This is a genomic window from Dyadobacter endophyticus (genome assembly GCF_014641595.1).
GTDB classification, from domain to species: Bacteria; Bacteroidota; Bacteroidia; order Cytophagales; family Spirosomataceae; genus Dyadobacter; species Dyadobacter endophyticus.
This window is the reverse complement of the sequence record NZ_BMIA01000006.1, coordinates 221,729-245,944: the sequence shown is the minus strand read 5'-3', so window position 1 is coordinate 245,944 and position 24,216 is coordinate 221,729. Positions and strand designations below refer to the sequence as shown.

The 24,216-nt window shown below is 48.3% G+C and carries 24 protein-coding genes and 1 tRNA gene; 18 read left to right on the top strand and 7 right to left on the bottom strand.

Features of this window, described 5'->3' with window-relative positions; all coding sequences use genetic code 11:
- Positions 1-592: hypothetical protein (locus IEY24_RS30265; protein WP_229223359.1), on the bottom strand; the 592-nt coding region annotated here is incomplete at its 3' end.
- Positions 593-1,031: 439 nt separating this feature from the next.
- Between IEY24_RS30265 and IEY24_RS30260 the strand changes: the two genes are divergently transcribed.
- From IEY24_RS30260 to IEY24_RS30250, 3 genes are read left to right on the top strand one after another with little or no spacing between them, the layout of a single operon-like run.
- Positions 1,032-1,682, top strand: coding sequence for a hypothetical protein (locus tag IEY24_RS30260; RefSeq protein ID WP_188939025.1), 651 nt, complete (start codon positions 1,032-1,034; stop codon positions 1,680-1,682).
- Positions 1,661-2,446 (top strand): sensor histidine kinase, encoded by a 786-nt coding sequence (locus tag IEY24_RS30255; protein WP_188939024.1) that lies wholly within the window; start codon positions 1,661-1,663, stop codon positions 2,444-2,446. The genes IEY24_RS30260 and IEY24_RS30255 overlap by 22 nt, the downstream gene beginning before the upstream one ends.
- A 17-nt stretch (positions 2,447-2,463) precedes the next feature.
- On the top strand, positions 2,464-3,132 hold the full coding sequence (locus IEY24_RS30250) for a response regulator transcription factor (protein ID WP_188939023.1): 669 nt from the start codon (positions 2,464-2,466) through the stop codon (positions 3,130-3,132).
- Positions 3,133-3,146: 14 nt separating this feature from the next.
- Here the strand turns inward: IEY24_RS30250 and IEY24_RS30245 are convergent, their stop codons facing one another.
- Positions 3,147-3,731 carry a hypothetical protein gene (locus IEY24_RS30245; protein WP_188939022.1) on the bottom strand — a complete coding sequence of 195 codons (585 nt, stop codon included), beginning with the start codon at positions 3,729-3,731 and terminating at the stop codon, positions 3,147-3,149.
- Between the two features lie 23 nt (positions 3,732-3,754).
- Entirely contained in the window at positions 3,755-4,537 is a 783-nt protein-coding gene (locus IEY24_RS30240) for a hypothetical protein (protein WP_188939021.1), read from the bottom strand.
- 156 nt (positions 4,538-4,693) lie between these two features.
- On the opposite strand from IEY24_RS30240, the gene ubiE reads away from it, so the two are divergent.
- The 5 genes from ubiE to IEY24_RS30215 all read left to right on the top strand — a co-directional run bounded on the left by ubiE (position 4,694) and on the right by IEY24_RS30215 (position 8,663).
- A complete protein-coding gene (ubiE, locus tag IEY24_RS30235) occupies positions 4,694-5,416 on the top strand; it encodes a bifunctional demethylmenaquinone methyltransferase/2-methoxy-6-polyprenyl-1,4-benzoquinol methylase UbiE (RefSeq protein ID WP_188939020.1) in 723 nt (240 codons plus the stop codon).
- Entirely contained in the window at positions 5,365-6,099 is a 735-nt protein-coding gene (gene porT, locus IEY24_RS30230) for a type IX secretion/gliding motility protein PorT/SprT (protein ID WP_308420651.1), read from the top strand. Before ubiE ends, porT begins: the two co-directional genes overlap by 52 nt.
- Before the next feature lie 124 nt (positions 6,100-6,223).
- Positions 6,224-6,298, top strand: a tRNA-Val gene (locus tag IEY24_RS30225).
- A gap of 450 nt (positions 6,299-6,748) precedes the next feature.
- Positions 6,749-7,417 (top strand): ankyrin repeat domain-containing protein, encoded by a 669-nt coding sequence (locus IEY24_RS30220; RefSeq protein ID WP_188939019.1) that lies wholly within the window; start codon positions 6,749-6,751, stop codon positions 7,415-7,417.
- Between the two features lie 115 nt (positions 7,418-7,532).
- A complete protein-coding gene (locus tag IEY24_RS30215) occupies positions 7,533-8,663 on the top strand; it encodes a TlpA disulfide reductase family protein (protein WP_188939018.1) in 1,131 nt (376 codons plus the stop codon).
- A 6-nt stretch (positions 8,664-8,669) separates the two neighbouring features.
- Here the strand turns inward: IEY24_RS30215 and IEY24_RS30210 are convergent, their stop codons facing one another.
- Complete coding sequence (locus IEY24_RS30210) at positions 8,670-9,803, bottom strand: alpha/beta hydrolase family protein (RefSeq protein WP_188939017.1); 1,134 nt, start codon at positions 9,801-9,803, stop codon at positions 8,670-8,672.
- A 140-nt stretch (positions 9,804-9,943) separates the two neighbouring features.
- Positions 9,944-11,101 (bottom strand): Gfo/Idh/MocA family protein, encoded by a 1,158-nt coding sequence (locus tag IEY24_RS30205; protein ID WP_188939016.1) that lies wholly within the window; start codon positions 11,099-11,101, stop codon positions 9,944-9,946.
- A gap of 123 nt (positions 11,102-11,224) precedes the next feature.
- Between IEY24_RS30205 and IEY24_RS30200 the strand changes: the two genes are divergently transcribed.
- The 8 genes from IEY24_RS30200 to IEY24_RS30165 all read left to right on the top strand — a co-directional run bounded on the left by IEY24_RS30200 (position 11,225) and on the right by IEY24_RS30165 (position 19,778).
- On the top strand, positions 11,225-13,324 hold the full coding sequence (locus tag IEY24_RS30200; RefSeq protein WP_188939015.1) for a bi-domain-containing oxidoreductase: 2,100 nt from the start codon (positions 11,225-11,227) through the stop codon (positions 13,322-13,324).
- A complete protein-coding gene (locus IEY24_RS30195) occupies positions 13,321-15,222 on the top strand; it encodes an alginate lyase family protein (RefSeq protein WP_188939014.1) in 1,902 nt (633 codons plus the stop codon). The genes IEY24_RS30200 and IEY24_RS30195 overlap by 4 nt, the downstream gene beginning before the upstream one ends.
- A gap of 26 nt (positions 15,223-15,248) precedes the next feature.
- Positions 15,249-16,547, top strand: coding sequence for a glycosyltransferase family 4 protein (locus tag IEY24_RS30190; protein WP_229223358.1), 1,299 nt, complete (start codon positions 15,249-15,251; stop codon positions 16,545-16,547).
- 38 nt (positions 16,548-16,585) lie between these two features.
- Positions 16,586-17,206 (top strand): thioredoxin family protein, encoded by a 621-nt coding sequence (locus tag IEY24_RS30185; RefSeq protein ID WP_188939013.1) that lies wholly within the window; start codon positions 16,586-16,588, stop codon positions 17,204-17,206.
- 62 nt (positions 17,207-17,268) lie between these two features.
- Entirely contained in the window at positions 17,269-18,474 is a 1,206-nt protein-coding gene (locus tag IEY24_RS30180) for a 4Fe-4S binding protein (RefSeq protein WP_229223357.1), read from the top strand.
- Positions 18,475-18,480: 6 nt separating this feature from the next.
- Positions 18,481-19,002: an NADH-quinone oxidoreductase subunit J family protein gene (locus tag IEY24_RS30175; RefSeq protein WP_188939012.1), complete on the top strand. Its 522-nt coding sequence runs from the start codon at positions 18,481-18,483 to the stop codon at positions 19,000-19,002.
- A complete protein-coding gene (gene nuoK, locus IEY24_RS30170) occupies positions 18,999-19,310 on the top strand; it encodes an NADH-quinone oxidoreductase subunit NuoK (RefSeq protein WP_308420648.1) in 312 nt (103 codons plus the stop codon). The genes IEY24_RS30175 and nuoK overlap by 4 nt, the downstream gene beginning before the upstream one ends.
- Positions 19,311-19,331: 21 nt before the next feature.
- Positions 19,332-19,778: a DMT family transporter gene (locus IEY24_RS30165; protein WP_188939011.1), complete on the top strand. Its 447-nt coding sequence runs from the start codon at positions 19,332-19,334 to the stop codon at positions 19,776-19,778.
- Positions 19,779-19,834: 56 nt separating this feature from the next.
- Here the strand turns inward: IEY24_RS30165 and IEY24_RS30160 are convergent, their stop codons facing one another.
- Together IEY24_RS30160 and IEY24_RS30155 are read right to left on the bottom strand one after the other, a co-directional pair.
- Positions 19,835-20,341, bottom strand: coding sequence for a DUF6265 family protein (locus IEY24_RS30160; protein ID WP_188939010.1), 507 nt, complete (start codon positions 20,339-20,341; stop codon positions 19,835-19,837).
- A gap of 171 nt (positions 20,342-20,512) precedes the next feature.
- On the bottom strand, positions 20,513-22,405 hold the full coding sequence (locus IEY24_RS30155) for an amidophosphoribosyltransferase (protein ID WP_188939009.1): 1,893 nt from the start codon (positions 22,403-22,405) through the stop codon (positions 20,513-20,515).
- A 342-nt stretch (positions 22,406-22,747) separates the two neighbouring features.
- Between IEY24_RS30155 and recO the strand changes: the two genes are divergently transcribed.
- Both recO and IEY24_RS30145 read left to right on the top strand, forming a co-directional pair.
- On the top strand, positions 22,748-23,443 hold the full coding sequence (gene recO / locus IEY24_RS30150; protein WP_188939008.1) for a DNA repair protein RecO: 696 nt from the start codon (positions 22,748-22,750) through the stop codon (positions 23,441-23,443).
- Positions 23,444-23,511: 68 nt separating this feature from the next.
- The gene (locus tag IEY24_RS30145) at positions 23,512-24,216 is read left to right on the top strand and encodes a DUF4488 domain-containing protein (RefSeq protein WP_188939007.1); all 705 of its coding nucleotides are present in this window, start codon (positions 23,512-23,514) and stop codon (positions 24,214-24,216) included.

Sequence of the window (24,216 nt, the reverse complement as noted above, 5' to 3'; positions counted from 1 at the left end):
CCTTATCTAATCCGTGCAGTGGAATGTAAGTGCCCCACCAGCATATGGTCAGCTTGTTTGTGGTCCCGTTCGCAAAAGGATTTGCCGCTTTTCGGCGACTGTCCACACAAAGCGGCACAATGCTGTATTGGATATCCGACAGTTTTACATCCAGCAAGCGCGTATAATATTCCGCTTCGGATTCATTGAGGAAAATCGTGCGGTCGGACGAGATAATGGCGTTTTGATCGAGCTTGAAATGTGCTGCTGCTTCGGGACTTTCTTGGGCGATCGTTTTACGGTCGGTCACATAGGTGTCGTAAAAGGAAATGTAAAAATCCGTGATCACCTGCTTTTTGAAGAACTTCGCCAGCTTGTATTTATAGGGGTATTGGTGACGGGTCGCGGGGATGATGATGATGTCGGCCTTCCAAACGACCGTCAGCTCGATGATCATTCGCTGGATTTTGTTCCACAAGGAAGGGCGGTCCCAGAGTAATCCGGGGTTGAGGTAAAACAGATTTACCTCTGAAATGTCAAAAAGGGATCTGATCAGGTTTTGTGTTCTGTAACTGCCAGCCACAACTCCGTAGATCACTACGTTAACCTTCATATTTTCGGGGTTAGCCATCAGCCGCTGCACGGGGCAGCCGGGTCTGGCGTAATAAAATTCATAGTCGGCGGCTTTTCCGGCAGAAAGTCTGTCGGGAAACGGCGCGAACCATGCATTAAAATTTTTTCAATGCTAAAAAGGGGGCCTTAAATCGATAAAAACTAAAAGACCGTTGTGATTCAGTTTTAATGATTTGTAATTGGCCGGTTACAGTTGCTGGAACTGCCGAGGGAGCGCCCACCAACATGATGTCGGTTTTGTTGGGCAGAGGTGATACTGATAGAATGCCCAAAAATAGCGGAAGGAAGTTAATAAACAAGTCGAATAGCAGTAATTACAATTGCATCAACGGCAATTTGACGTAATTTGCCAAAGGCTGGATCTCCTTCGCCGGCCGGCTTGCTACTCATATTTCAGGCGTCGGTAAACCAGGGAACCAATGCATTATTCCAGGGAACAACTCATTGTGCTCTTCACGTATCTGCCGGTGCTGGCGGCAGCGGCAATGGCTTTTTGGCGGTGCCGTAAGGCCGAGCGTCCCGTGCAGCTACTCTGCGGCCTCATTTTCTTTGCGCTGTGTATAGAAAGTATATCACGAGTCTTCTGGTTTTTAAAAGTATCTAACCTGTTTCTTTGGCCGATCTACATTACGGTCGAGTTCGCGTTACTGACCTGGATGTACAGCCTGGTGCTGGATCGGAAGTGGCTGACGACTTTGCGCGGCTGGATGCTGGCGGCGTTTACGGGGATCGTTCTTGTGCGCGAACTGGGGCAGCATGGGCAGTCGGTGTGGATCGATAATGCGGGCCGGTCGATCGAAAGTGTGGTAGTGATCTTGCTCGCATTGTCGTATTTCTTTAAAGTTTTTCAGGAATTGAAAGTGCAAAATCTGCTGGTTGAGCCTTTTTTCTGGGTGTCGGCAGGGTTGCTGCTTTTCTTTTCGGGTAACTTCTTGATTTTCATATTTATGAACTTCATTTTGCTGTATTCCAAAAATCTGAATGATCAGATTTGGGTGATCCACGCGCTGATGAACTATATGCTGTACATTACTTATTCAATCGCATTATGGGTAGGCCGGGGGAAATAGAGTTTGCGCAACTGCTGTTCGGCGGAATTGGCACTATGGTGATGATGGCACTCACGATCGTCATTTTTGTGCTGCTTTACCAGCGAAAGCTGCATTTTCAGCAGAGCCGAATGCATCAGATGGAGATGGTTCATCAGAAGAAAATTCTGGAATCAATTGTGGCCTCGCAGGAGAATGAGCGAGAGCGTATCGCGCGCGACCTGCACGACGAAATAGGTGCGTCGTTGTCGGCGGTCCGTTTGTTTGTGAATCAGATCCAATACGAGAAGTCGCCGGACGAAATGAAGGGTCTGGCCGCCCGTTCAGGGCAGATTATCGGGGATGTGGTGAAGGATGTGCGGCAAATCGCGCATAACCTGTCGCCGGTAATTCTCGAGAACTTCGGTTTTGCAGGCGCGGTGAAAATTTTGCTACGTAGGATGGAAGACGCAGGAATACACATCCGGTGCGCGATCGACGATCCGTCCGAAGTGCTTTCGTCCCACCAGCAATTGGTTCTGTACCGCATTATCCAGGAGGTGATCGGTAATGTGGTCAAACATGCCGAAGCCAGTGAAATCATTTTCGATCTCCATCATAACGGTTCACAACTGAGCTTGCTCATGAGCGATAATGGCAAGGGGTTCGATATGCTTTCCGGCGAGAAAGCGTCGGGAATGGGAATGAGCACAATCCATACCCGAACCGACCTGTTGGGGGCGAAGCTCGAACTACATTCCGCTCCTGGTGAAGGCACCAGTTTTAAAATTGAAATGCCCGTTTAACACTTTCCCAAAACAAATTGGAACCAGTAAGAATAGCGATAGCGGACGACCACAAGCTTTTCCGTCAAGGATTAGGCCAGATTTTGTCCCGGAATGAAGATTATCAGGTAATTCTGGAAGCTGCTTCAGGCGAGGAACTGCTGGAAGAAATAGGAAATGCCATGCCCGACGTGGTGCTGCTGGATCTTTTTATGAAAGGAATGGATGGGAAAGAAGTGGCTGGGCTTCTTTTAAAACAGTACCCGAACTTAAAAATCATCATCCTCTCCATGAACTATTCCCCCGAGCACATATTGCAGCTCATGCGGGTAGGCGTGCACGGCTACCTGCCCAAGGACATCGATCAGGGAATTCTGAACGAGGCTATCGGGCAGGTTATGACGAAGGGATTTTACATTAATGACGACATCGCACAGGTAATGCGGCAGGGCCTGCAAGCAGGGGATATCAAGCCGACTCGCAGTAAAGTTGCCATTCCTTCACTGAATATAGGCCTTACCGACCGTGAAATGGAAGTGCTCGCATTGATTTGCAAGGGATACAACACGGCCAAAATCGCGGAAGAGTTGTTTATCAGTTACCGAACGGTGGAGGGACACCGTAAAAACCTGCTGGAAAAAACCGGTGCGGGCAACTCGGTGAGCCTCGCGATATTTGCTGTAAAACATCAACTGCTGGATTTCTAGCCTGGTTAACGGCGTTAAATCTGGGCAAATACCCGTAAGTCGGTGATACGGTCGCGGTAGGTCTCGAGGAATTCGCAAAAGCGGGCGATCTGCTCCTCCTGATAGGTAAAGTCAGCCGTTTGATCATATTCTTCGAGATATACCTCCTTAAAATCGGTGATCACATAGCGAAGGCTTCTGATCCCTTTCGCGCGCAATGCAGGCAGGTAAAAGTTCTGATGGCTTTTGGCGAAACAGCCTGCACGGTAATTTCCGGTGGTTTTGATATCCACGGCCAGCATCTTCCCAACTACATCCACATACCCGTAAATCAGGCTGTCGTTTAGCTGGTATTCGCAGTATACCTGCGTTTTCAGCATCGGGCGGGGGAGAAACGACCGTACTTTCGAGAGGATTTCCGGGTCAAATGTTTCTTCGCCAATGCCTTTGATCACCGCATCTTCGAATGATACGCCACGAAACTGAGCCTCGGTTTGTGGCATGGGCACACGGTTAATGCGGTCGAGCAGTTCCTGCGCATCGATGTAGCCGCGTTCGAACCGGTCGAAACAGCCTAACAGGGAGGGGTAAAGTTTGTATTTAACAGTGGTAGATATCATTATTTAACAATGTTAACCGGCATTCATTTTTTCCTTTGGCCAAAACGATATTGCAGTGACACAGCAATAAAACTGAACGCATCGTTTGGCGTTTCGCTGTAAGATTCACTTTCTTCCGGATTGATCAGCCGATGGCCGGAAGTGGCATCAAGCTTATCGGTCCGCACGAAGTAGAAGCGGTATTCCAACGCAATTTTCAATTTTTCTAACAAAGCATAATCCACAGAAGTGCCAAGCGGTAACAGTCCTTCTCTCGTTTTTTTGATTCCCTTTGGACCTTTGGGTGGCCCCCAGCGTAGGAAAAGCGGGTTTCTGGCGCTCTGCTGGCTGTTGGTGAAGCGCAGGAGGCGGTTGCCGTCCAGGTCAAAGGCATTGGCGCTGAACCAGATTTGTCCTACACCTGCATAAACAGCCATATGCACCGGGCCGGGCTCTCGTTGGCTGAATTGTTCCGAGAGGTCCCACTTTACCAGGCATTCCGCGCTATTGTATTCATTTACAAACCAGGAGTTGAAAAACGCCCTTTTTTCGCCGCCAATGGTCCCCGCATTGTAATCCAGCTGAACAGCGAATTGTTTGTTGAGCGACCTCCCAATGCCTATTCCGGCGATTCCGTGCATCGCCTGAGCGTTCAGCTCTCCGTAAAATTGTGTAAGGCCGCATCGGAAGCTTAGAAAATAGGGCTGTGCGGCGCGGCGGTTATAGTTTTTCTTGTCGCTGATACCATTTGGCGAACGGTAACGGACAGGCTGCGCGAAGGTTACGCCGACCAGGGCGCAAATGACAATAAGCAAAATGTAACGCATGGCTGGAAATGATCGGGACGAAATGTTTGTTCAGCCATTGATACGTACGCTTTTCATTTCGGTCACATTTTGTAGAACCAATAAGATGCCCGACCGCCGTGTGATAACCGTAAATATCTGTTAGTTTTGCTTGTAGTTGAAAAATACAATACAAAGATGAGTGTAGTACCCTATAAAGATAAGGAAGGGACCAAGCGGGAGCAGGTCGCGGAGATGTTCGATAACATTTCGCCCAAATACGACCTGTTGAACCACGTCCTGAGTGGCGGTGTAGATATCTATTGGCGCAAAAGAGCTATCAAACTGCTCAAAAAGCAACAGCCAAAGGTCATTCTTGACATTGCAACGGGTACTGGCGACTTTGCCATTGAGGCGCTTGCCTTGAAGCCCGAGAGAATCATCGGCGTCGATATTTCGGAAGGTATGCTGGCGGTTGGTCGCGAGAAAATCGCCAAACTAGGCAAACAGGACGTCATTACCCTGCAAAGCGGCGACTCGGAAAGTTTAGCTTTCGCAAACAATTATTTTGACGCGATTATCGTTTCGTTTGGAGTACGCAATTTTCAGAATTTGCTGGCCGGACTGACAGAGATGAACCGCGTGATGAAGCCGGGCGGAACGTGTGTAGTGGTGGAGTTTTCGAAGCCCAAGAGCTTTCCGTTCAAGCAGATTTACAATTTTTATTTCAAATACATACTACCAATAATAGGGAAAACGGTCTCCAAAGACAGCGCGGCATACACTTATCTGCCCGAGTCGGTGCAGGCCTTTCCGGATGGGGAAGCTTTTCTTGATATTTATAAAAAAGCAGGTTTCATAAATACCAAATGCATATCACTTACCTTCGGGATCTGTTCAATTTACGTCGGACACAAATAATTATCGGTATCCTTGCGCTGCTCATGGCGGCGCAGGAAGCCCGGTCTCAGGGCATCGGTTACCGTCGCAAGCACCTCGAATATTACGACGACAAGCCGATCCATTACGGTATTCTTTTCGCAGTCCCGTTTACGCGGTTCAACATCAAGCATAGTAACGACTTCGTGTCCAAGGATTCGGCATTTGTGATCCAGTCGCCGACGAATGCGGCATTTCGCATGGGTTTTACCGTCAACGCATATCTGAACGAGCATTTTGACCTGCGCACAACACCCGCGGTTTCACTTTATGAGCGGCATGTCAAATTCAGCTATCCGAACGGCACCGACCGGACAGAAAAGCGCGAGTCGACGTGGATAGAAGTACCGCTCTTGCTAAAATACAAATCCGTCCGCCGGGTCAACTCACGCATGTACATGATTGCAGGCGTAACGCTCGGGATCGAGACGAACGTAAAACGTAACCGGGGAGGTGGAGCTACCGCCCTCGATACCAAGTCCAGCGACTTCTCGATCGATTATGGGATAGGTTATGAGCAATTCTTTGAATTCTTCAAATTTGCTCCGGAACTGCGTTTTTCACATGGACTGACAAATATGATCGTACCTGGAACAAACTCGGTAGGTAATGGCATCAGCCGCATGCGTACCCACACTGTAACGCTCTATTTAAATTTCGAATAGTCGATATTGGTTTTCAGGAGGTTAAAAAATATTTTTAATTTTTTTTCAAGAATATTTGCAGAGTTCAATTTAGTCGCACATATTTGCACTCCCAAACGACGGGAAAACAAAAGAAAACAAAAAAGGGAGTTTAGCTCAGTTGGTTCAGAGCATCTGCCTTACAAGCAGAGGGTCGGGGGTTCGAATCCCTCAACTCCCACAGAAAGCATCGAGCAATCGATGCTTTTTTTGTTTTCCGGCCGGAGCAGTTGGTTCATAATATCTGCCCGCGCGGCGTCCGCTGACAAGCAGAGGGTCGGGGACGGTCGGCCGCTGCTGTTCGAATCCCTCAACTCCCACAGAAAGCATCGAGCAATCGGTGCTTTTTTTGTTTTCCGGCCGGAGCAGTTGGATCATAACATCTGCCCGCGCGGCGTCCGCTGACAAGCAGAGGGTCGGGGACGGTCGGCCGCTGCCGTTCGAATCCCTCAACTCCCACAGAAAGCATCGAGCAATCGGTGCTTTTTTTGTTTTCCGGCCGTTGCGGTTTGAATCCCACCTATCAACGCGAAGTAATAAATCATCCAAGCATTAGTATAAATTCCGCAAAGCGATCCCTGGAAACTCGCCTTACCTTGTTGGTGTGATTTTCAATTAATCATTTGGACTTATGAAAACATTGTTGCTGCTGGCATTGATGGGCATGTTTGCGTCATGTAATGCGAAAGACCAGCCATTAACAGATGAAAAGATTATGCAGCAAGAGGACATTATAAAACTGGTCGGACGAAACGACGTGGAGGGCGTAAAAAAGGCGCTTGACAAAGGAGCTAATGTAAATACGCAGGATGAAAAACAGCGCTCCCTGCTTCTGTTGGCGGTGATCGAGAAACGGGCGGAAATGGCAACGCTACTGACGGAACGCGGTGCGGATGTTAATTTGCAGGACAATATCCGGGATAACCCTTTCCTGTATGCAGGCGCGACCGGACAAACAGAACTGGTGAAGCTATTTCTTGCTCACGGCGCCCGCTTTGATGTCTTCAACCGGTATAATGGAACTGCGTTGATTCCTGCATGCGAGCGGGGGCACGTGGAAACCGTAAAAGTGCTGGTGGGTACCAGGGGATTTCCCATTAACCATGTCAATCGTTTGGGGTGGACAGCCTTGATGGAAGCTATTGTTTTGGGGGATGGGAGCAAAAAGTATCAGGAAATTGTGCAATTGCTGAAAGACAGCGGAGCGGACCTTGGAATACCGGATCATGACGGCCTTACGCCATTGCAACATGCCCGGAGGCGCGGCTTTGAGGAGATAGTAAGAATTTTATCGAAGTAAGTGCTGCCATTGATGTTTTTAGCGTAAGATATTTACTTGATATATAATTTTATTTTATATTTTGTTTTCTACTATAAACTAATTACAATTGCGCATCAACAAATCGTGATGCGTTATGGAAAACAGTCAGATTGTTCGTGCCCTTTCCGGTATGGTTGGGGCGCTATTGGTGATTTTTACGGCGCTGGCTTGCGGTAATAGCCGGGACATAGTGGTACATGGCGATTTACGCGGAGCGAACACTTTCCTGGAAGGGAAGACGCTATATCTGGGCAATGCCGAAACCCGCAACTTCGAAGATACTGCCGTTGTGAAGGGCGGCAAATTTGAGTTCAAAATCAAAACCGGAGGGGATTTTATCCCTTTCAGAACAGCAATTGTTTTTGAGACCGGAAATCCCGAGTTTCCGCATCAGGTAGTGGGGTATAAAAATCCTTATTCGAAAAAAATAGATGAGCCTAACTTCTATGCCGAACCAGGCATGATGAAGTTGACTCTCGATACAATCCGGATATTTACTCCTAAGAATAAGGTTGTTACTTTCAATATTGACAAAGTCAACCGGCAAACCAGCGTGTTATTCCGGCATTACACTTTCAAGGGCAGCTCGAAGAATGCTGCTGATAACCACGCTTATAACCGATCGCTCGTTCAGAAGCATCCTTATTCGCTGGAACTACTCCGTACATTAAATTTCAATAAATCAGCACTTGCGACCGACGAGGCGAAACATTTACTAGCTCTTTTTGATCCAGAACTTCATTCAAACCCCGGTTATATTGCTCTAAAAGCGTATCTGGACTACGATAACAAAACCGGCAGCGATTTCCCGAAGGAATTAGCATTAAAAACGGCTGATGACAAGTCAGTCAAAGAAGTCCTGGTGGACTCTTCCAAACATAACCTCATCGTTTTCTGGGCAAGCTGGTGCGGGCCCTGCCGGATGGAAATCCCGCAAATCAAAAAGCTTTATGAGAATGAAGGCCAGAAACTGAATGTCGTCAGCATTTCCGTCGACAAGGACCAAAATGCCTGGAAAAAGGCAATGCACAAAGAACAGATGCCCTGGAAACAGTTCCTCTTGCCTCTGGGCGACACTTACGCGATACTGGACAAGAAATATAACCTGCAAACCATCCCGATCTGGGTGCTTCTGGACGGCAGCGGCAAAGTAGTCGATCAGCATGTCGGCTACGAACCGGGAGAGAACGCGATGGATTTGAAAGTGGCTGCGCTTTTGAAATAGGGATTGCTAGTGTGTAACGTGGAGTACCCAGTCCGACATTTCTTTCAAAGCCAAGGGAGAAATTGTTTGTGTTCCTAGCCGATATTCGTCCGGCCCACCGGTTTTACATTCCCGGAACAGGTGGTTCAGGCCAGGTAATTCAACCAGTTTGACATTTTTGTTCCCACTTTTTCGGGTGGCTCTGGCTATTCCTTTGAAATGCTCTTTCGGAGGTACCTGGTAGTCTTTCTCGCCGATCAATGCCAGAATAGGACATGTCACCTTTTCGAGGGTAGTTACCGGGTCGTATTTTATCAAAAACTGAGTCCAGACGGATGAAAAATTGTTAATAACCACAGTACGCGATTGTGTAAGCGAAGCGCTATCCGAAGTGAATGCGGATAGACTGTCGAGATTTGCGTTGATATACTGCTTCAATTCCTCGCGCAAAACGACCCGATCACTGGATTGCTTTACGATCGCCAGTGCGCCTGCGAAAACTATTTGTGCTTGCTGGATCCGCGCTTCGGGGTATTTTCGGACACGTTGGAAAGCGGCCATCTGCAATAGTATTGAAGAATCGCCCGGCATTCCGGGTCCAGCGAGCAAGATGATGAATGCGACGTCCTTTGAGCGTGCCGCGATCATGGGTGCAATCATACCTCCTTCGCTGTGGCCTGCGAGCCCGATTTGGTCGTGATTGATTTCCTTTCTCGTCTTTAAATAGTTGATTGCACTCTCAGCGTCTTCGGAGAAATCTGCTGAGGTGGCCGATTGATAGTCGCCTTCTGATTGCTTAACACCCCTGTCATCAAATCTGAGAACTGCAATGCCCTTCCTTGTCAGATGGTCGGCTATGACGAGGAAAGGTTTGTGGCCCATTGCCTCAACATTCCGGTCGCTTGGGCCGCCACCACTAATGAGTACCACCGCAGGAAAGTTGCCCTCGCGCGCAGGCAAAGTGAGCGTGCCCGCTAGCTTGATCCCGGCTTTTGGATTTTCAAACGTAATGTCTTCCTGATAATACGGAAAAGGCGGCTTCGGCTCCTGAGGTCTGAGATTGACAGTTTCCTTACTGAGAACTGACCTGTCGAAAAAGAAAATAAACGCAGCTATTGCAAGTACGATCGCTGCAAATTCAAACGCAGAGGGCTTTTTCATGACCAGAACCAGATTATGTAATTGAAAAGCAGTTACATAGCGGAGTTTACTGGTTTGAAGAAGGAGGAAGGGGAGGAAAGGGAGGATGGCGAAGGGAGTACCTTCTTCCCTTTCCTCCTTCCTCCCTTTCCTCCTTTACCCTATAATAGTACCGTGCTGCCGCTTTCCGCCGAGCGCAGTCCCGCTTCCAGCACCTGAATGATTTTCAGGCCATCCGCGAAGTCGGGCTTGATTTCAGTATCATTTTCGATTGCATCCAGGAAATCTACTGCCGCGTGCACGAACGCGTGTTCGTAGCCAATAATATGCCCGGCAGGCCACCAATGGCCCGCGTAAGGGTGAATGGATTCGGTGGCGAGAATCGTGCGGAAACCGTGTTCGCCTTTCGCATCTTCGTTGGAATAGTATTGCAGCTCGTTCATGCGTTCGAGGTCGAAAACGAGGCTGCCTTTGCTGCCGTAAATTTCGAATGTAAGGCGGTTTTTGCGGCCGGTCGCGAACCTGGTTGCTTCAAATGAGCCTATGGCGCCGTTTCGAAACCTGACCATCATCAATGCGGCGTCTTCGACGGTCACTTCGCCCGTTTCGTTGCCTTTGGATGCGCCAGTGAGACTTCCGGTGGCGGTTTCGTCAGCGATGGGGCGTTCTTTGATAAAGTTCGCATTCAGGGATGAAACGGAAACAATCTCACCCACAAGGAAATGCGCGAGGTCGACGGCGTGGGAGTTGAGGTCCCACTGCGGCCCGGCCTTGGCAGTCTCCTTTTTAAGCTGCCAGGTAAGCGGGAACGACGGGTCGACTATCCAATCCTGCTGGTAAGCACAGCGCCAGTGAAAAATCCGGCCGATCTTGCCTTCTTCGATCATCTTTTTGGCTTGCGCTACGGCTGGCGTTCTGCGATAGTTATGGTTGAGATAATGCTTCACGCCATTTTCCTGGCACACTTTCAGCATTTCGGCAGCCTGCCCGCTGTCCATCGAAAGCGGTTTTTCACAAAAAATATGCTTGCCTGCCCTGGCTGCGGCCAATGCCACTTCGTAGTGCAAATTTTGGGGTAATGCGATGTCGATAATGTCGATATCAGGCCTTGTGACGAGTTGCTGCCAGTCGGTTTCGGTCTCTTCCCAGCCCCAATTTTGCGCGAATTCGGATAGCGATTCCTGGTGGCGGCCGCATGCCACTTTCAGGACGGGCACGGATGGCGTGTCAAAAAACAGCGGGGCTTTTTTCCAGGCATTACTATGCGCACGGCCCATAAACTTGTAACCTACTATGCCGATATTGATCTGCTTTTTCATTCGGGAATGGGTATGATTAAGGATTGTATGCTAAACAGGTTTGTCAAAATTATTAAATCTTGCTGATTGGATTTAATTCGTAAATTTCAACACCTGATGTTTACTCAAACTACACACTATTTCATGAAACAACTTGCCCAGAATCTCCGGACGGGAGAGACGTTGCTGTTAAATGTCCCTGTTCCGCTCGCCCGGAAGGGCTGCGTGCTCATCAAAACCCGTAAAAGCCTCATCTCCGCCGGGACCGAAAGAATGCTGATCGGGTTCAGCAAAGCCAATTTCCTTCTTAAAGCCAGGCAACATCCAGACAAGTTCCGTCTCTTAATTGACAAAGTCAGAACTGATGGCTTCTGGAAAACTACACAGTCGGTTCTCCGCAGGCTGGATCAGCTCCTGCCGTTGGGGTATTGCAATTTGGGAGAAATCGAAGCGATAGGAGAAGATGTAGAAGGTTTCACGATCGGCGACAGGGTGGTCAGCAACGGGCCGCATGCCGAGATGATCTGTGTACCGGTCAACCTGGTCGCCAAAGTTCCTCCTGATGTGCCGGACGAAGAGGCGGTGTTTGCAGTTTTGGGCGCGGTAGGTCTGCATGGGGTGCGATTGCTGGCACCCGCCCTCGGTGAGCGCGTGGCGGTGGTAGGCCTTGGGTTAATAGGTTTGATGGTCGTTGATATCCTCCGCGCGCAAGGGTGCGAGGTAATGGGTATTGAACCCGACGAAGATCGGCGACGAATCGCAAGAGAAAAGGGAGTCGTGGCCGTTAATCCGTCATGGTCTACCGGTGGATGGAATTCAAAGCAATTCGGCGAAATGGATGGGGTAATTATCACAGCTTCGTCCAAATCCGGCGATGTCATTTCAATGGCCTCGGCGATTTGCAGGAAAAAAGCGAAAATCGTGCTAGTAGGCGACGTTCCCTTGCATTTAAACCGGGCTGATTTTTACCATAAGGAACTGACATTCCAGGTTTCATGCTCCTACGGGCCCGGGCGTTATGATCATGCGTACGAGGAGCGGGGCATCGATTACCCCCAGGGATATGTTCGCTGGACCGCGAACCGCAATTTCCTCGAAGTTCTGCGGCTGATGGGGAATGGTTCTCTGAATGTCAAACCTTTAATTTCCAATATTATCCCGCTTGAAAATTATTTATGTATTTATCAAAAAAATATCCGATCGCTCGGAGTGCTGATCGATTATAACGGTGAAAGCAAGGCCGACGAAACGGCAATCCGGAACCCGGACAATGTATTCGCGGTACAAAAGGTGGTGGCAGCGATCATCGGCGCTGGAAATTTTGCTTGCATGACGTTGTTGCCCTGTCTCCGCGGGAAGTGTATCAAGTACATCGCCAGCTTAGGCGGATCAAGGGCGGCGGAACTCGCCGTCAAGTATGGCATTCCATTCGTTACTACGGATTACCGCGAAATTTTGGCCGACGACGAAGTCAATCTGGTCATTATCGCCACCCGGCATGATGAGCATGTTTCCATCGCGATAGATGCGATTCGTGCCGACAAGCATGTGTTTGTGGAAAAGCCACTTAGCATTGATGCCAGGGGCATTGAAAGCGTAAAATCGGCACTTCAAAATGCGCCGGGTCCGGTCTCACTCGCGGTGGGTTTTAACCGAAGATATGCACCGCATATAACCAGGCTTCGGCAATTGCTTGATGGCGGCCCGATGAACGTCGTAATTACTGTTAACGCAGGCAGTATTTTGGCGAATGACTGGCTACACGACAGCGCCCGGGGTGGAGGGAGGCTGGTGGGCGAGGCATGCCATTTCATCGATCTGGTCGCGTGGATTGCGCAAAGCCGCATTACGGAAGTCTGTACCAATGCGTTGACCGTCCAGGGCTGTATGAGTACCGAAAATGCCAGTGTGCTGCTGCGGCTGGCAAATGGCTCCGCCGGGGCCGTGCATTATTTTTCAAATGGTCATAGCAGCTATCCAAAGGAACGGATCGAAGTACATTCGCTGGGGCGGACAGTGGTTGTGGATGACTACAAAGTTGTATGGGGATATGGTTTTGAGGGATTTAGAGAAACAAAACGGGATGCGGGAAAGGGCCATCAGGAGCAGTTTGACAAGCTGTTCGAATGCATTGCAACCGGAAAAGAGCCGATAATGCCTCTCGAAGACGTCTGGAACTCAAGCCAGGCGACACTGGCGGCGCGGGATAGTATGTGGACGGGCGGCTGGGTGAAGGTACCATGAAAGCGCTGCGGTATTGGATGCTGCTTTGGCATATCGGCCGGCAAATGGGCTGGCAATATGTGTTGTTCAGAGCCGGATATTGGTGGCAAGGTAAAACCGGTATTCTTCAATTGCGCTTTCCCAAAAGAGCCACCAGGCATTCATTCATAAGTATGCAGGAATGGCAGAACAACAAACCCACATTTCTGTTCGACCCCGAAAAACTGACTTTGCAAAGGAATGCAGGAATCACTGATTTGAAATGGCGGGTAGGGCAAATGGAAATGGGGAGGTTTCGCTATTTCAGCAGTCAATGGTTCGAAGTACCCGACTGGCACAGCAATCCATTAACTGGCTTTGTTTATCCGAAACACCAGCATTGGTCGGACGTTGACGACTTTTCCCCGAAAGCGGGCGATATCAAATACGTGTGGGAGAAGTCGAGGTTCACGTTTTTGTATGACCTCGTTCGGTATGATTATCATTTCGGTCAGGATCAGTCGGGAAAAGTTTTCGAATTGATCACGGATTGGATCGACAAGAACCCTGTGAATTGTGGACCAAACTGGAAATGCAGCCAGGAAATAGCATTGAGGGTATTGAACTGGACTTTTGCATTGCATTACCATCGCCTGTCATCAGCATTGAATCAATTGTTGCTGGATAAGATTCTTTGCAGCATTTACGATCAAATGCGGCATGTTGCTGCCAACATCTGTTTTTCAGAAATCGCCGTCAGTAATAACCACGTCCTGACCGAGACATTAGGCCTATTTGTGACCGGTATAATGTTTCCTTGCTTCTCGGAAAGCCATGAATGGAGGAAAAAAGGCAAGGATTTATTTGAAAGGGAAATCAATCGACAAATTACGTCGGACGGCACTTACCTTCAATTTTCGATGAACTATCACCGCGTGGTTGTTCAGTTGATGACTTGGGGTATACAATTAGCGGAATTGAATGACGAATGGTTTTCTGAAACCGTGTATGAGCAAGCCGATGCTTCTCTGAGGTTCTTGAGAATCTGCATGGATGGAGTAAATGGGAGGCTTCCTCTTTACGGGCACAATGACGGGGCATTGTTTTTTCCTCTTTCTGAATGTGATTTTCGGGATTTCAGGCCTCAATTAATCGCATTGGAATCGGTTTTATATAGCTGGAAAAATTCGGACCCCGTTTTAAGCGAAGAGAAAGTATGGCTGGTACCCGAAGAGCTGTCGGATGTGGAAAGCTATCTGGAAGTTGTGGAAGATGGTGCTTTTAATTTTCAGGAGGACGGCTATTTCATTGTTAGAGATAGCGGTACTATCACATTCCTGCGCTGCGGAAGCTATTGCAGCCGCCCCTTTCAAGCTGATCATAACCACCTCGACATTTGGATAAACGGCCGCAACATTCTGCGCGATGCCGGTACCTGGCTTTACAATGCCGATGAAGAATCTACACGCTATTTCGCCGGTACGCGCGCTCACAACACCATCATGATCGAAAACTTCGATCAAATGCAGAAGCGGCACCGGTTTGTCTGGACGCATTGGATCACGAATGCAAAGGGAAAATCAGGCACTGCCGATGACGGGTTTTGGATTGAGACCGAATTCGAGGGGTTCCGTCATGTAGGCAAAGGTATTGTTCACAAGCGAAGAGTTATCAAAAAAGCGGGTCGGTTGCATTGGCTGGTGGAAGACCTGGTTCTGAATGTGCCGAAAGGAATGCGAATCCGCCAGTTATGGCATCCGGATAGAGGGTTTTTGGATGATTTTCGTATTAGTGCTGTCGATGAACAAGGTTGTGGAATCCTAATGATCGTTGAACGCGGCTGGTATTCGGAGGTTTATGGCGAAAAGGTAGAATGTATCGCTATGGTGTTTGAAAGTGGCGGGAGTTTGATAAGGACGGTTATTGAAAGTTTGAAGTGACCAAGTCCCATTTGTATAGACCAATAATGAAACAATATTACCCGCTTATGCACATGCTCCTCATTCATCAATACTTTCTCGAAGACAATGCTGGCGGAGGCTCCCGCTGGAACGAAATGGCTCGTGTTTGGGTGAGGGAAAGGCATTCGGTGACGGTGATTGCGGGGGATGTACATTATATGTCGGGGAAATCCGCGGATAATAAGGGGAAACGATTTTCAATGTCTGAGAACCAGGACGGCGTTGAGGTAATTCGATGCAAATTGTCCAGGCGTTATCATCACAGCTTTTCGGGGCGGCTTTTGGGCTATATTTCTTTCGCATGTGCCGCAATTTATGTCGGGTTACGTTTCGCGCGTTCCAAATATGACTGCATTATCGTAAGCTCGCCGTCACTCCTGGTGGGTATTCCGGGGCTGCTGCTCTCCAAATGGAAGCGTGTTCCGCTGGTGCTGGAAATACGGGATCTTTGGCCGGAATCGGCGATCGAGACGGGCGTTTTGAAGAATAAGTGGCTGATCAGTTTGGCTTACAGGTTTGAGAAATACCTTTATCGCAAGTCAAAGTTGATCAATGTGCTTACTCCGGCGTTTCGGGAAAGGTTAATTCGCGACAAAAGCGTTGTGCCAGGTAAAATCATCGTGATCCCTAACGCGGCGGATTTCCGTTGGAGTGAGCGCGCGTTGCGTAACGCATGCGCGAGCGGGTTACGAAAGGAACTGGGACTGGAGGGAAAGTTTGTAATCATTTATGTCGGGGCGCATGGGCTGGCGAATGACTTGATGCAGCTCGTGGAGGCTGCTACATTGCTTCGGGGTACAGATGCCCATTTCTTGCTGATAGGCGACGGAATGCAGAAGCGGATGTTGATGGAAGAAGTCGATTCCAGGCAGCTGACCAACGTTTCATTTCTCGACCCCGTTTCAAAGGAGCAGATATTCGACTACGTTTTAATGGCCGACGTCGGCGTAGCTATTTTGAAAAAAGCGGAGATTTTCAAAACAGTTTACAGCAACAAAACTTTTGACTATTTCTCCTGTAAAAAGCCTGTATTAATGGCTATCGACGGTGTGTCGCGCGAGCTGGTAGAGCAGGCGGAGGCGGGGATGTTTACAGAGCCGGAAAATTCGGAAGAACTGGTGAAAAAAATCAGGATTTATATGAACGACCACGAACTTATGGCGAAGCATGGTAAAAATGGTTACCGGTTTGTCCACGCTCATTTCGATCGGGAGAAATTGGCAAAGGAACTTTTGGAACGCATTGAAAGTCAACTTGAAGTGACTGGAAAAAGTGCAACTTTTGATGACCGAAAAGTGAACTGAAAGTGTCGCCAGAGGGTTTTCCAATAAATTTAAATCCAATGAGAAACGTGGCACATTTATTCCCTGAATCAGTTAGAAACGGGGCTTATACTTATTCCGAATACATGCATTTAATGGAGACGGTGGTTCTTGAAAACAGGACAACCGGCCCGAAACAATCTGAATCGCTGTCCCACTACACAAGGCTGAACCTGGCCCGGATGCAACGACTGAATAAAAAGGCGGAGATCCATGATTCACTTAGGGAAGCCGTCGACCAGGTCGATATTCCGCAAACCTGGTACATCCTCACCGAAGCGTGGTGCGGGGATGCAGCCCAGAATCTTCCCACAATCGTAGCTGCCTCGTTATCAAATCCGTTGATTAAGGTCAGATTCTTGCTTCGGGACGAAAACCCGGAATTAATGGACGCATATCTGACCAATGGAGGGCGTTCGATACCCAAACTGATCGCTGTGGACGACGATTTCAATGAAATTTTCACGTGGGGACCACGTCCGGCAGGTGCCCAGGAGCTTTTGAGAGCATATAAAGCCAACCCGGTCAGGTCGTACAGCGAATTTTCAGAGGATATTCAACGCTGGTACATCGCCGACAAGACGGAGTCGCTGCAAAATGAATTGCAGGAGCTTTTGGAAGCAGTGGGTGTGGATAAGTAAGTTTTTGAACCGTTTACTCTATATTTGTCATAGGGTAACCGCAATACCAACGAACAGGGATTTTGTCAGAATACTTTAAAAACATATCCGACGGCATCAGTACGACCCTCACGGGCATGCGGCTGACGTTACGGCATCTCTTGAATGCACGTAAGAGCCGTAAGCCCGGGGATATTCGCTCATCCAATTTCTATGACCAGCAGGATGGCATTGTCACCATCCAGTACCCGCTGGAAACCATTCCCATTCCGGATAATGGCAGGTACCGTCTGCATAATGAGATGGACGATTGCATTGTTTGTGATAAATGCGCGAAGGTATGTCCGGTCGATTGTATTGATATTGAACCGATTAAAGCGGTGGAGGATGTTGGCCGTGCCTCCGACGGCTCGCCGATCCGCTTGTACGCCGCCAAGTTTGATATCGATATGGCCAAATGCTGCTATTGTGGCCTTTGTACAACGGTTTGCCCGACGGAATGCCTTACCATGACCAAGACATTCGATTATAGTGAAGTGGATGTGCGGGATATGGTTTACAATTATTCCAATCTCACTACCGAACAAGCCGACGAAAAGCGCATACTTCTGGAACAATTCCAAAAGGAGAAAGAAGCACTGAAAGCGGCGAAGACTGCTCCTGCCATCGCACCTTCGACTACGCCGGCCGGTACAGCGGCGCCTGCCCGTCCCGTTTTCAAACCAACGGTGAAACCAAAACCGGCAGAAGAGCCTGTTGCCAAAGATATTAATACCGAATCTGATGAACCGGTAACTCCGGCGCCGAAATCGGCGTTCAAACCGGTTATGAAGCCGAAAAAGGTGGATGAAAGCTCACCAGCACCGATAGAAAAGCCTGTGGCTGAACCGCCCGTCGAAGCTGTTGAAAAGCCTGCGGCAAAAGCACCCTTCCGCCCGACGATGAAGCCTAGGGTCGTTTCAGATGAAAATGTTGAAAAGCCAATCGCTGAAACCCCTATCGAACCGGCAGAAAAATCTGTTGCTGCAAAGCCAGCATTTCGCCCAACGATGAAACCTAAGGCCGCTTCGGATGAAAATGTGGAGAAACCAATCGCTGAGACTCCTGCCGAACCCGTAGAAAAACCTGTTGCTGCAAAGCCGGCTTTTCGTCCTACTATGAAGCCAAAGGCTGTTTCAGAAGAAAATGTGGAAAAGCCAGTATCTGAAACGCCAGTGGAGCCTGAGGATAAACCCGTAGCCGCGAAACCGGCGTTTCGTCCGACAATGAAACCTAAACCCAAAGAATAGGCGATCATGGAAGTAATTATATTTTATATATTTTCCGCATTAACGCTCGCGGCGGGGCTACTTATCCTTTTTTCCAAAAACCTGATCTACGGGGCATTTGCCTTGTTCCTGGCATTCCTGGGTGTTGCTGCACTGTACGTTCTCGCAGGTGCAGATTTTCTGGCGGTTTCGCAGATCATGATCTACGTGGGCGGCATTCTCGTGTTGCTGATATTCGGTATAATGCTGACGCAGCAGAGGGAGAAAAGCGACGACTCTACACGCCATAACCGCATTGAAGTACCCATAGCCAGGAAAGCTTGGGGGTTTTTCGCAGGCGCAGGATTATTCGGATTGCTGGTTAAGGTTATTATGTCCTCGGACTTTAAAATGGCGGGGGAGGAAATGAACACCAAGTCGACTATCAAAACGATCGGCGTAGAGCTGATGACGAGCCATTTGTTACCGTTTGAAATAGCCGCGATTCTTTTGCTGGTGGCACTTATCGGCGCTGCTTATCTCGCATTAAACCGAAATCCGACCGCATGACAACCATACCAGTACAATATTATCTGGTCGTCGCAGCTGCATTGTTTTGCATTGGGCTGGCTATTTCCATTACCAAGCGGCATTTTATCGGTATGCTGCTCGGGATTGAGCTAATGCTTAATGCGGTCAATATCAATTTGGTAGCATTCGGCCGGCACGATGTCGAACGTTTGAGCGGTCAGTTGTTTGCACTTTTTGTGATCGTTGTTGCGGCTGCGGAAGTGACTGTGGCCCTGGCGATCATCCTGCGTGTGTATGGTCGTTTCAAAACCGTCGACCCTGACAAGGTAAACGAATTGAAGCAATAGTTTAAAAGTCCCATCCGCTGCATGAACTGGATTTTCCTGATCTTCGCTTTTCTCATCGGCATCAGCAACGCCGTACAATCGGGCGTGAACACGCAACTTCGCGAGTCGATCAATAACCCTATTCTCGCAGCTATGACCTCATTTTTTGTGGGGTTAATGGTCCTTACCATAGCATTTGCCTGTTTCAATCAAAACCCCATCCCTTCTCTGGCCGACCTCAAACAGGTTTCTTGGACCCGGTTTATGGGTGGCGTGCTGGGGGCATTCTATGTAATCACCGTTATTTTCATTGTCCGCAATATCGGTCCGGCCAACATGATGTGCCTCGTTATCGCCGGCCAGATGGTAACCGTGATGACCATCGATCATTTTGGTTTACAGGGGTTCGCTGTTCATCATATGAACTTGCCACGTATTTTGGGTACGATATTGTTGGTGGGCGGCGTATATCTGATACTTAAAAATTAAGGCATAAAAAAACAGCAATCCGTTTGGATTGCTGTTCCGAAAGCTTCCCGAATGCCTCAGGGGATTTTGTTAAAAATAAACAGATCCATAAAGCTCCATTTATCATTTTCCTTCTTCCCCCGCTGAATCACCAGCTGAGTAGCGGAGCGTCTCTCGTAAATGATCCGCACCGACGCGTCGTCTTTTTCAAATAAAGCCTGGTTCTTTTTAGCCTCGATGAATTTGTAGCGGTCGGCCACTTCTTTTTCTTCCAGGGAGATCATGCCGGGTTTGAAATGCTTCACCATCGCCACAGGGCCATTGTCAGTCTGTTCAAATGCGAATATCTCATAAAGAGCAGGCTTGTCATCCTTGATCATGCGGATAAAGCCGACGATGTTGTTTCCCTTCGGAGCAGTCCAGGAGGCTTCGATAGGTCCGCCGTTATAAGTTCCCAACCAGCGGCCGTCGAGGAATGCAATGTCGTTCAGGGTGCCTTGCGCCTGAGCAAAAGTTGCCGTTAACACCAGGGCAAATGCCAGACATGCTTTTTTAACTAACTGGATTGTGTTGAATTGGGTCATGAGATTTAGGTTGTGAATTGAGCCGGCAAATTAATAGAAATGTTAATTCGGTCAACGTATTGACTGATTTTAGCTAAGTTCAGTCAGTGCATTGACCGAATTTAGTCTAAAAGCTAAAAAAAAATAGCCGGCTCGTTTCCAGGCCGGCTATCGTCATCCAAATTTCTATAATCAATAAGCTCTTTCCAATTTACCCTCGTAGGAGTTGGTAAAGGCCTTGTTTACTACTTTATTACCGCCTTGCGTTGGGTAGTTTCCAGTGAAGTACCAGTCCCCCAAATGGCCAGGGCAGGCTTTGTGCAGGTTTTCAACTGTCTGGAAAACAACAGAGAGCTCGGCATTCAAACCCTTCGGTCGGATAATTTCTGCTATTTTTTGAGAAATCTCTTCGTCGCTGAAAGGCTCGTAAAGTGCCTTAACGAAGTTCGTATTGTACGGGTTTTTCGTTGCCAGAGCTGTAACGCTTTGTGTGTAAGCGTCTTCCAGCTTATATTCCATATCGCGCTCTTCGAGCAACTTCAATATAGCACGGTAAGCAACAAAATCCTTCATTCTCGACATATCGATACCATAGCAATCCGGGAAGCGGATTTGCGGTGCCGAAGAGGCTACTACAATCTTCTTCGGTTTGAGGCGGTCGAGCATCGTCAGAATGCTTTTTTCAAGTGTGGTACCCCGAACGATCGAATCGTCTATGATCACCACGGTGTCGATATTCTTGCGAACGACCTCAAAAGTGGTATCGTACACACTCGAAACCATGTCGTCGCGCAGGGCATCGGCAGTGATAAAGGTGCGGGATTTTACATCCTTAGTTACCAGTTTCTCGATCCGTGGACGGAATGAAAGCACTTTTTCCAGGTCGGCTTCGAAAAGAATGCCTTCCATGATGGCTTGCTTGCGTTTTTTAGCAAGATATTCTTCCAAACCTTCGATCATCCCAAGGAACGCCGTTTCCGCGGTGTTCGGGATATAAGAGAAAATCGTGTTTTCGAGGTCGTAGTTAACTTCTTTGAGGATCTGCGGAATCAGCAATTTACCCAGCTGCTTGCGCTCGTTATAAATGTCCGGATCGGTGCCACGGGAAAAATAGATACGCTCAAAACTGCATGAGCGTTTTTCGAGGCGAGGCAGGATCGGGAACTCGTTGTATTCACCGTTTTTGTCGACGATCAGCGCAGAGCCAGGCGTAATTTCAGTGATCTGATTATAATCTACATTGAATGCAGCTTTAATGGCTTGCTTTTCAGATGCCACTACAACTACCTCATCATCAGCGTAGTAGAATGCGGGGCGGATACCTGCGGGGTCACGGATTACGAAAGAGGCGCCGTAGCCTGTCAGGCCGCACATCGCATAACCTCCATCAAAGTCGCGGCACGAGCGATAAAGCAAGCGTGGCAGGTCGATATTGTCCTCGATAACGTCGGACAATGTCGGGTTTTCATAAACTCCTTTGAAACGCTCGAACACCCGCTGATTTTCTTCATCCAGGAAATGTCCAATTTTTTCCATTACCGTTACGGTGTCGACTTTCTCTTTCGGGTGCTGGCCTAATGAAACCAGTTTGCCAAAAAGCTCATCGACATTGGTCATGTTGAAGTTACCCGCCATCACCAGATTACGACTCCGCCAGTTACTTTGGCGCAGCATCGGGTGGCAGTTTTCTACTTCATTGGTGCCATGTGTGCCGTAACGAAGATGTCCCAACCATACTTCTCCCGTAAAAGCAAGATTCTCCTGCAACCATTTTGCGTCGCTGGCATGGTCTCTGTTATTCTTAAGACCTTTCCGGAATTTCTTGTGGATTTTAGAGAAGATATCCGTAAGTGGTTGAGGCTCTACGGATCTGTATCGGCTGATATATCGTTTCCCAGGCGGGACGTCGATTTTAATATTGGCTACCCCGGCTCCATCCTGGCCCCGGTTGACCTGTTTTTCCATCATGACCGAAAGCTTATGGACAGCATACAGCGGCGTTTCGTACTTGTCGATGTAGTATTGATAAGGCTTTCTAAGACGGATAAGTGCTATGCCGCACTCATGCTTAATGGCGTCGCTCATAAGAGAGAGTAATGCTGTTAGAAATATTGGTGTTTGCTGGTATGCAAATCGTATTCCCTGAATATTAGCCTAACGAATTTCAATTCTCGTTTAGTTCGTTATTTCTCACAAAGGTACAAATCCTTTGGCTTAAAAAACTCCAAAAATGTTCAAATTTTCATATCCTTTCCCTCGGGTTAAATCTACGGGGCAAGATTGGCACAATGTTGCGAAAATTACCCTACCGCCAATTCCCTTGCCTACTGTTTCAAGAGCCAGATCACAAATTATTGCAAAATCACACTAGCTTATCAATTATAAGAAAGATAGCTATTTTTGGTCAATTGGATATTAAAATTTCATATGCTTCATAAAACCCGCGGTATCGCATTGAGCTACATCCGGTATAAAGAATCTTCCATTATCGCGAAGGTTTACACCGAAGCCTTTGGTATACAGACTTATATCGTAAATGGCGTCAGAAGCAGCAAGTCAAAAACCAACCGGATCGCGTTCTTCCAGCCGCTTACATTACTCGATTTGGTGGTTTACCATAAAAATAGGGAGGATACCATCCACCGCATTTCCGAGATCAAATGCTATGCGCCATTCTTCTCGATTCCTTTTGATGTATTAAAATCGGGCCTGGCACTTTTTATGACCGAGATGCTGAGTAAAACTTTGCGAGAGGAGGAAAAAAACGAGCCATTGTTCAATTTTATTGAGCAATCGGTGCTGTATCTCGATGAGGCCGAAGCCGGTTTCGAAAACTTTCACATTCAGTTTCTCATGCAACTCGCACATTACCTGGGCTTTGGGGTTGAGGCTGCCAATGATCTCGAAAGTGAGTTGAAAGACAGCTATTTTCCGTTCCGACCCGACGTGCAGGAGCATGCTGCCACGGCACAAATGCTGGAAAATGGCTACGGATTGTCCATTCCGCTAGACAGGACGCGGCGGATAAGTATACTCGAAAAGATGATTTTCTTTTACAAAATCCACATGGATGCGCTCGGGGAGATCAAGTCGCTGGATGTTTTGCGGGAAGTTTTGCGCTGAAAGTTGCTTCCCGTGGAAATTGGCATAATTTTGATAACGTATATGGTAACTCCATCAAACCGAATGCAATGAAACATATACTGACGATCGCCTTTGTACTCATTTCTTTTCTGACATTCGCCCAGATACCCAAAGGCGCCTGGAAATCGCAGGAGCCGACTGGCAGTGCCTCGACGCTCATTGTGGCGGATAATTACCTGGTTATTGCCTCTTACAGCATCGGTAACAAGTATTTTGAAAGAACCGAAGGCGGCCCGTTCACGATGAATGGCGACAAAATGACTTACACGCCGGAATTCAATTCGGCGGATACGGCGAAAATCGGTATCCCTATTGAGTTCACAGTGACAGTAAAAGACGACATTCTCACGTTGCGTTACGAAGAAGCGATGGTATGGATGCGCGTCGACGACGCTACGAGTAATGCGCCGATGGCAGGCGCCTGGCATATTACCGAGCGCGACAACGGGCAAGGCGGGCTCGTCCAGATACACCAGGAAGGAACACGGAAAACACTCAAACTACTTTCAAAAACCCGTTTCCAATGGTTCGCAGTGGACCCGGCCGTGAAGGGATTTTATGCGACAGGCGGCGGCACTTACACCGCGAAAGACGGCAAATACACCGAAAATATTCAGTTTTTCTCCAAAGACAACAATCGCGTAGGCTCGTCGCTTAAATTCGATTTCAAACTTGAAAATGGTCGCTGGGACCATAGCGGCAAGAGTAGCGACGGCAAGCCTGTCCACGAGATCTGGGAAAAAATTCCCTGA